The sequence below is a fragment of the uncultured Limnohabitans sp. genome (assembly GCF_937889215.1).
Taxonomy (GTDB): Bacteria; Pseudomonadota; Gammaproteobacteria; order Burkholderiales; family Burkholderiaceae_C; genus Limnohabitans_A.
In genome coordinates this window covers 1-6,817 of the sequence record NZ_CALBEX010000306.1, presented here as the reverse complement: position 1 = coordinate 6,817, position 6,817 = coordinate 1, and the positions used below count along the sequence as shown (strand labels likewise).

Below are 6,817 nucleotides of genomic sequence, written 5' to 3'. Positions count from 1 at the left end.
CCGCAAAGATGCCGGGCTCGGAGGTGCCGAAGTTTTCGGTGTTGACCACCAGTTGTTTGCGTTCCATGGCCAGGCCCCATTGCGCCACGGGCCCCAATTTGGGCGACAGGCCCAGACAGGTTTGCAGCGTGTCCAGGTTCAGCCATTCGGCTTCGCCTTGCGGGTTGAGCAGTTCCAGCGCTTGCAGGCGGCCAGCTTCGGTGCGCAGGCCTGTAGGCTGACCGGCCACAAAGCGCATGCGGCCGTCGGTACAGGCTTGGCGCATTTGCGCGACCAGTTCGGGTGCGGCGCTGAATTGGTCACGGCGGTGCAGCAGCGTGACGCTGGCCGCGGCTTGCGGGCCTTGACATGCATCCAGGCAGGTTTGCAAGGCCGTGTCACCATCGCCTGCCACCACCAGGTGCTGGCCTGCCCAGCGCTTGGGCGTGGGGTGCTCGGCAAAGACTTGTATGCCTTCAAAATCCGCCAAGCCGCCCAACACCATGCGGCGCGGCACAAACGCGCCGACGCCCGCAGCGATGAACAGGGTGGTGGTGCGAAAGGTCTGGCCAGCACTGGTGGTCACCAGCAGGCGTTGATCGGGCAGGCGCTCGATGCTGCCCACTTGCTGGCCCAGGTGAAGGGTGGGTTGGAAGGGGGTGATTTGTTGCTGCAGGCGCTCAATCAGTTCGAGGCCTGTGCAAAACGGAATGCCCGGGATGTCGTAAATGGGTTTTTGGCCATACAGCTCGGCGCATTGGCCCCCCACATGGGGCAGGGCGTCAACCACATGGCAATGCACGCCTTGCAGACCCATCTGGAAGATCTGAAACAGGCCCACGGGGCCTGCGCCAATGACCAGCGCTTCGGTATCGATGGGGGCAGTCATGTGGGGTGAATGGCGAAAAAAAGCCGAACCATTCGGCTCTTCAGAACGTTCAGCGGATCAGCTCAGACAACTTGCCGGTCTTGTCTTTCCACTCGTCGGCGTTGGGCATAGGGGTTTTGCGCTTGGTGATGCTTTTCCAGCCGGGCAGCAGGGCCAGCTCAGCGTTCAGCTGGGTCATGTGCTGTTGGTCGGCAGGCAGGTCTTCCTCGGCAAAGATCGCGTTTACGGGGCACTCGGGGATACACACGGCGCAGTCGATGCACTCATCGGGGTCGATGGTCAGGAAGTTGGGGCCTTCGCGAAAGCAATCCACGGGGCAAACGTCCACACAGTCGGTGTATTTGCATTGGATACAGGATTCGGAAACAACGTGGGTCATGATGGACTTGGAGTGAAGGAGTTTTGCGCAGCCAAACCACGCGGACTAGACATTTTAAGGGGGATTCAGGGGCACCCGGGGGCCCGGCTGGCGGTGTCTATGAGGCCAGCAGGGCTTTGGGCTGCAGATTTGAGCTGGCGTTTCAGTTGACCAGCACGGCCCCCGAGGTCTTGTGGCTGGCCGTGTCCACCAGCACGAGCGCGCCCAAAATGCGCGACTGCGCAAAAGGCAGGGTGGCCAAAGGCTCTTGCAGGGCCAGCGTCACATGGCCGATGGCGTTGGGGAGCAGCTCGGTGGCATCTTCCTCGGCCAGGGTGTTCACGTTCAGGCGGTGCACCACGCGCTGCACCCGCGCTTTGACCCAGCGGTGGCCGTGCAGCGCCCAATACACGCGACCGGCCACCAAAGGCTCGTCGTCCATCCAGGCGATGGTGGTGCTCAGCTGGCGCTGGCCTTCGGGGCCGCCTTGTTCTGCCAGAAGCCAGTCGCCCCGCGACACGTCCACTTCGCGGTCCAGCACGAGGCCTGCGCTGTGACCAGCGGCTTTGTTTTGCGGCTGGCGGGTGGCGCTCAGCACCTGCGAGACCACGGCGGTCTGGCCGCTGGGGAACACTTTGACGGTCTGGCCCGGCGCGACGCTGCCCGTGGCCACGCGGCCCCAGAACACGCGGCGGCCTTGGGTGGTCACGCCGGAGTCATGAAACTTTTCGACCCACTGCACCGGGAAGCTGAAGGCCACGTCGGTCTCAGCGGGCGTGACCGGCAGGTCTTCGAGGATGCTGAGCAAGCTGGGGCCGGTGTAGCCGCACCAGTCGGTTTGGTCGTTGTTTTCGGTGGTCACCACGTTCCAGCCCTTCAGAGCCGACACGGGCACCATGGCGGTGACGGTGATGCCCGCCTCTTGGGCGAACTTATTTAAAGCGCCTGCGATGTTGTTGTAGGCCACGGTGGCATCGGCCACGGCGTCGAGCTTGTTGATGGCGAACACGATGGATGGCACGCGCAGCATATTCACCAGCAGCGAGTGGCGGCGGGTTTGCGGCAGCAGTTGCAAGTCGGGGTTGGACCAGTCGAGCTTGATCGCATCGACCAGCACCACGGCGGCGTCGGCGCTCGATGCGGCGGTGACCATGTTGCGGGTGTACTGTTCGTGGCCGGGCGCGTCACCGATGATGAACTTGCGCGATTCGGTGTTGAAGTAACGGTAAGCCACGTCGATGGTGATGCCTTGCTCACGCTCGGCGCTCAAGCCGTCGGTCAGCAGGGCCAAGTCGGTCTCGCCTGAGCGCTGCACGCCCGCCAAGTGGTCTTGCAGCACGGCCTTGGTGTCGACCAGCAGTCGGCCAATCAGCGTGCTCTTGCCGTCGTCGACCGAGCCGCAGGTGATGAATTTGAGGGCTGAGAAATGTTTGTCGTTGTGCATGTGTGGTTCCCCCGTGATCAGAAATAGCCGTCTTTTTTGCGCTTCTCCATCGAAGCCTCGGATGTCTTGTCGTCCATGCGGGTCGCGCCGCGTTCGCTCACATCAGCCGCCAGCGTCTCGATCACGATCTGCTCAGGCGTGGACGCGGTGCTCTCCACCGGGCAGGTGCAGGTGATGTCCCCCACGGTGCGGAAACGCACGTCGCGCACCACGACTTCTTCACCGTCTTTGGGCTGGGTCAGCTCGGTCACCGGCACCAAGAGGCCCCGGCGGTCCACCACTTCGCGCTTGTGCGTGTAGTAGATGGACGGCAGCGCAATCCGTTCGCGGGCAATGTATTGCCACACGTCCAGCTCGGTCCAGTTGCTGATGGGGAACACACGAAAGTGCTCGCCGGGCTGCAGTTTGTGGTTGAACAGCTTCCACAGCTCGGGACGCTGGGCCTTGGGCTGCCATTGGCCAAAGCTGTCACGGTGAGAAAAGATGCGTTCTTTGGCACGGGCTTTTTCTTCGTCACGGCGCGCGCCGCCGATCAGCGCGTCAAAGCGGAACTCTTCAATCGCTTCAAGCAGCGTGACGGACTGGTGCACGTTGCGGCTTTCGCCGGGGTGGGCCAGGCGCACGGTGCCTTTTTTCATGGAGTCTTCGACGCTGCGTACGATCAGCTCGGCACCCAGTTCTTTGGCGCGTGAATCGCGGAAGTCGGTCACTTCGGTGAAGTTGTGGCCGGTGTCGATCATGAGCAGCGGGTAGGGGATGCGGCCCGCGCCGAAAGCTTTTTCGGCGCACTTGAGCATGACCAGCGAGTCCTTGCCTCCCGAAAACAAGAGGGTGGGGCGCTCGAAGGCAGCGGCGACTTCGCGCAAGATGAAGATGGTTTCTTCTTCCAGCGCGTCGAGGTGGCTGTTGCTCAGGGTGTGCAACTCGGTTTGTGTCGTGGCGTTCATGTTTGGATCTTCGTAGGGGTATTTGCAGGTCAGTGGCTTTAGCCCCGACATCTGTCTTTTCGGGCTCAATGTCGGGGCTGAAGCCACCGACCTACGAGGGATTCATTTCTTGACGTGCAGCCCACATTCCTTTGCCGCCTCGTCTTCCCACCACCAGCGGCCAGCCCGGAATGCTTCGCCCAGGCTGATGGCACGGGTGCAAGGGGCGCAGCCAATGCTCGGGAAAAACTGGTCGTGCAACGGGTTGTAGTCCACCTGGTTCGTGGCGATGTAGTGCCACACGTCTCCCCAAGTCCAGCGGGCCAGTGGGTTGAATTTGTACAAGTCCTTGGTGGCGACTTCGCTGTCGTCCAGCATCGGCACTTCGGCGCGGGTGCTGGACTGCTCTTGACGCAGCCCCGTGATCCAGGCTTTCTGGCCATGCAGGGCGCGGGTTAGTGGCTCCATTTTGCGCACGCCGCAGCATTCTTTGCGCATCGCGATGCTCTGGTACATCGCGTCTTGGCCTTTGTCGCGCACGAACTGGATCACGGATTCAGCAACCGGGCGGAAGATTTGGATGGGCGCTCGCGAATGCGCTTGCGTGCGCTCCAGCAAGGCCAGGGTTTCGGTGTGCAGTGCGCCGGTCTCCAGCACGAACACCGAAATGTTCAGCTGCAGGCTGTTGATCAGGTGCGTGATCACCACGTCTTCGGCGCCCAGGCTGGAGGCTTGGGTGACCGGGGTGAAATTGGCGGCAGCGCGTTGCAGCAAGGCCTGGGTCTCGGCCAATTTGTCCGCAAATTCGGGGCTGGCCTTGGCGTTTTGTTCGGTGGCTTTGGCCGGGGTGCTGCGCGATGAGATCAAAGACGAGGTCATCACGCGGCCTCGGCAAAGTGAGGCTTTGTACCCACGGCTGAACCTTGGTAAAAGCCAGCAAAGCGGTCGAACTGGCGTTGCGCAGCCGTTGCGTCTAAACCTTCGCGCAGCACGGCCACGTCAAAGCCGGTGCGCTGCATCTGTACCAGCTGGTCGATCAGCACTTCGCCCGTGGCGCGCAGCTCGCCCGAAAAGCCTAAGCGGCGGCGCAGCAAAAAAGCTTGGCTGTAGGCGCGGCCGTCGGTGAACTTGGGGAACTGCAGGTCGATGCGCGTCACGCCAATCAGGTCGAGGCTGCGCGGGTCCACGTCGTTGGCCAGGGTGATGACGGCGGGCGATTCAAACGCTTGGTGTTCTGAGAAGGGAATGATTTTCATGCGGTGTTTTTCCGGCGTTCAGGTGGTCTGTTCTTCTGCAGGGTGACGGGCCGCATTGGCTGCCGCCTTGAACGGGTCCTGGCCTACACGGCGCAAGGTTTCGATGAAGTATTCGTGGCGACCTGTAGCGGGCTGGCGCAGGGCCTTGTAGGTGTCCAAAATCGCTTCGATCACGTCGGGCACCTCAAACGAAGAGAACGAAGGGCCGACCACTTTGCCGGGGGTGGTGGGGCCTGACAGCGCTTTGCCGTCAGAGCCGCCCAGCGTGACCTGGTACCACTCCTTGCCGTCTTTGTCCACGCCCAAAATGCCGATGTGGCCCGAATGGTGGTGACCGCAGGAGTTGATGCAGCCGCTGATGTGGAAGTCGATGTGGCCCAGGTCGTTGAGCTCATCCAAGTCCTGGTAGCGCTCGGTGATGGCGGCGGCCAAAGGCAGCGAGCGGGCATTGGCCAGGGCGCAGTAATCGCCGCCGGGGCAGGCGATCATGTCGGTCAGCAAACCGATGTTGGGCTGGGCCAAGCCGAGCGCTTTGGCTTCGAGCCACAGGGCGTGCAGCTGGTCCAAGCGCACCCAAGGCAGCACCAGGTTTTGGGTGTGGGTCACGCGGGCTTCGCCAGCGGAGTATTTGGCGACCAGCGCCGCAGCGGCATCGAGCTGGTCGGCGGTGGCATCGCCCGGCGCTTGGCCCGGGCGCTTGAAGGACAAACTCACGGCACGCAGGGCCGGGTTCTGGTGAGGCTTGACGTTTTGCGAGATCCAACGGGCAAAGGCCGTGGTCTTGGCCGCTTCGATGCTGACGTCGGCTTCGGCCTTGGCCACCCATTGCGCGATGCTGGATGGCAAGTTGAGTGCAGGCGCAGCAAAGCAGGCGGCCACGCGGTCGAATTCGGCTTGTGGGATGGTGTGCAGACCGCCGTCTTTGACCAGAATGTCCTGGTATTCGGATTCGACTTCGTCAAAGTAACGCTGGCCTTCGGCCTTGACCAAAATCTTGATGCGGGCCTTGTACAGGTTGTCGCGGCGGCCCCAGCGGTTGTAGACGCGAATCACGGCTTCGAGGTAATTCATGATCTGGTGCCAGGGCAGGAACTCGCGGATCACGGAGCCCACCATGGGCGTGCGGCCCATGCCGCCGCCCACTTGCACTTTGAAACCGATCTCCCCCGCGCTGTTCTTGACCATCTGCAAGCCCACGTCGTGCCAGCCAATGGCGGCGCGGTCTTCCAGTGCGCCTGTGATGGCGATCTTGAATTTGCGCGGCAAAAACGCGAACTCGGGGTGCAGCGTGCTCCACTGGCGTATCAGTTCGGCATAAGGGCGGGGATCGACCACCTCGTCCACCGCCACACCGGCCAGCTCGTCGGTGGTGGTGTTGCGGATGCAGTTGCCGCTGGTCTGGATGCCGTGCAGGTTCACGCTGGCCAGCAGGTCCATCACGTCGGCCGATTTGGACAGGGGAATCCAGTTGAACTGCACGTTTTGGCGTGTGGTGAAGTGGCCGTAATTGGTGGTCAGCTTCGGGGCCATGCCTGCAATTTTGTCTTGCGTGGCCTGGGCTTCGGCCAGCAGCGCGGCGTCGGGTGTGTCGTAGTCGCGGGCGATTTGGGCCAGCACTTGGAGCTGAGGGGCCGAGATTTCGCCATAAGGCACGGCCACGCGCAGCATGGGGGCGTAGCGCTGTACGTACCAGCCGTTTTGCAGGCGCAGGGGTTTGAACTCGTCGCCGGTCAGCTGCCCAGCTTCAAAGCGTTCAAGTTGGTCGCGGTGTTGTGCGGCGCGGGCGCGCACGAACTGTTTGTCAAATTCGGTGTATTGGTACATAGGAAAAACTCAGATCAAAACCAGTTTGGTGCCAGCCCAGGCCAGCAAGAGAGAAAGGATGGCGCGCACCAAGCGCTCCGGGGTGCGGTGCATCAAACGAGCACCCAGCCAGATACCGGGCAGTGAGCCGGCCAGCAGCTT

Annotated in this window: 7 protein-coding genes and 1 pseudogene; all 8 read right to left on the bottom strand. The window is 62.3% G+C overall.

Annotated elements, in window-relative coordinates:
- The coding region (locus tag Q0341_RS07820) for an NAD(P)/FAD-dependent oxidoreductase (RefSeq protein WP_299511823.1) at positions 1–868 on the bottom strand (868 nt) is incomplete at its 3' end.
- A gap of 49 nt (positions 869–917) precedes the next feature.
- Positions 918–1,247: a ferredoxin FdxA gene (gene fdxA, locus Q0341_RS07815; protein ID WP_299511821.1), complete on the bottom strand. Its 330-nt coding sequence runs from the start codon at positions 1,245–1,247 to the stop codon at positions 918–920.
- A gap of 142 nt (positions 1,248–1,389) precedes the next feature.
- The gene (locus tag Q0341_RS07810) at positions 1,390–2,670 is read right to left on the bottom strand and encodes a GTP-binding protein (protein WP_299511819.1); all 1,281 of its coding nucleotides are present in this window, start codon (positions 2,668–2,670) and stop codon (positions 1,390–1,392) included.
- 17 nt (positions 2,671–2,687) lie between these two features.
- The gene (gene cysD, locus Q0341_RS07805) at positions 2,688–3,617 is read right to left on the bottom strand and encodes a sulfate adenylyltransferase subunit CysD (RefSeq protein WP_299511817.1); all 930 of its coding nucleotides are present in this window, start codon (positions 3,615–3,617) and stop codon (positions 2,688–2,690) included.
- Positions 3,618–3,719: 102 nt separating this feature from the next.
- Positions 3,720–4,475 carry a phosphoadenylyl-sulfate reductase gene (locus Q0341_RS07800; protein WP_299511815.1) on the bottom strand — a complete coding sequence of 252 codons (756 nt, stop codon included), beginning with the start codon at positions 4,473–4,475 and terminating at the stop codon, positions 3,720–3,722.
- Positions 4,475–4,852: a DUF934 domain-containing protein gene (locus Q0341_RS07795; RefSeq protein WP_299511813.1), complete on the bottom strand. Its 378-nt coding sequence runs from the start codon at positions 4,850–4,852 to the stop codon at positions 4,475–4,477. Before Q0341_RS07795 ends, Q0341_RS07800 begins: the two co-directional genes overlap by 1 nt.
- Before the next feature lie 18 nt (positions 4,853–4,870).
- Positions 4,871–6,676, bottom strand: a complete 1,806-nt coding sequence (locus Q0341_RS07790) for a nitrite/sulfite reductase (RefSeq protein ID WP_299511811.1) — start codon at positions 6,674–6,676, stop codon at positions 4,871–4,873.
- 9 nt (positions 6,677–6,685) lie between these two features.
- Positions 6,686–6,817: pseudogene (locus Q0341_RS07785) on the bottom strand (sulfite exporter TauE/SafE family protein); the annotation flags it as partial.

Bases quoted from the DNA above. Each gene is read 5' to 3' on its own strand.
- fdxA (WP_299511821.1), bottom strand. From the start codon at position 1,247: ATGACCCACGTTGTTTCCGAATCCTGTATCCAATGCAAATACACCGAC.
- Q0341_RS07810 (WP_299511819.1), bottom strand. From the start codon at position 2,670: ATGCACAACGACAAACATTTCTCAGCCCTCAAATTCATCACCTGCGGC.
- cysD (WP_299511817.1), bottom strand. From the start codon at position 3,617: ATGAACGCCACGACACAAACCGAGTTGCACACCCTGAGCAACAGCCAC.
- Q0341_RS07800 (WP_299511815.1), bottom strand. From the start codon at position 4,475: ATGACCTCGTCTTTGATCTCATCGCGCAGCACCCCGGCCAAAGCCACC.
- Q0341_RS07795 (WP_299511813.1), bottom strand. From the start codon at position 4,852: ATGAAAATCATTCCCTTCTCAGAACACCAAGCGTTTGAATCGCCCGCC.
- Q0341_RS07790 (WP_299511811.1), bottom strand. From the start codon at position 6,676: ATGTACCAATACACCGAATTTGACAAACAGTTCGTGCGCGCCCGCGCC.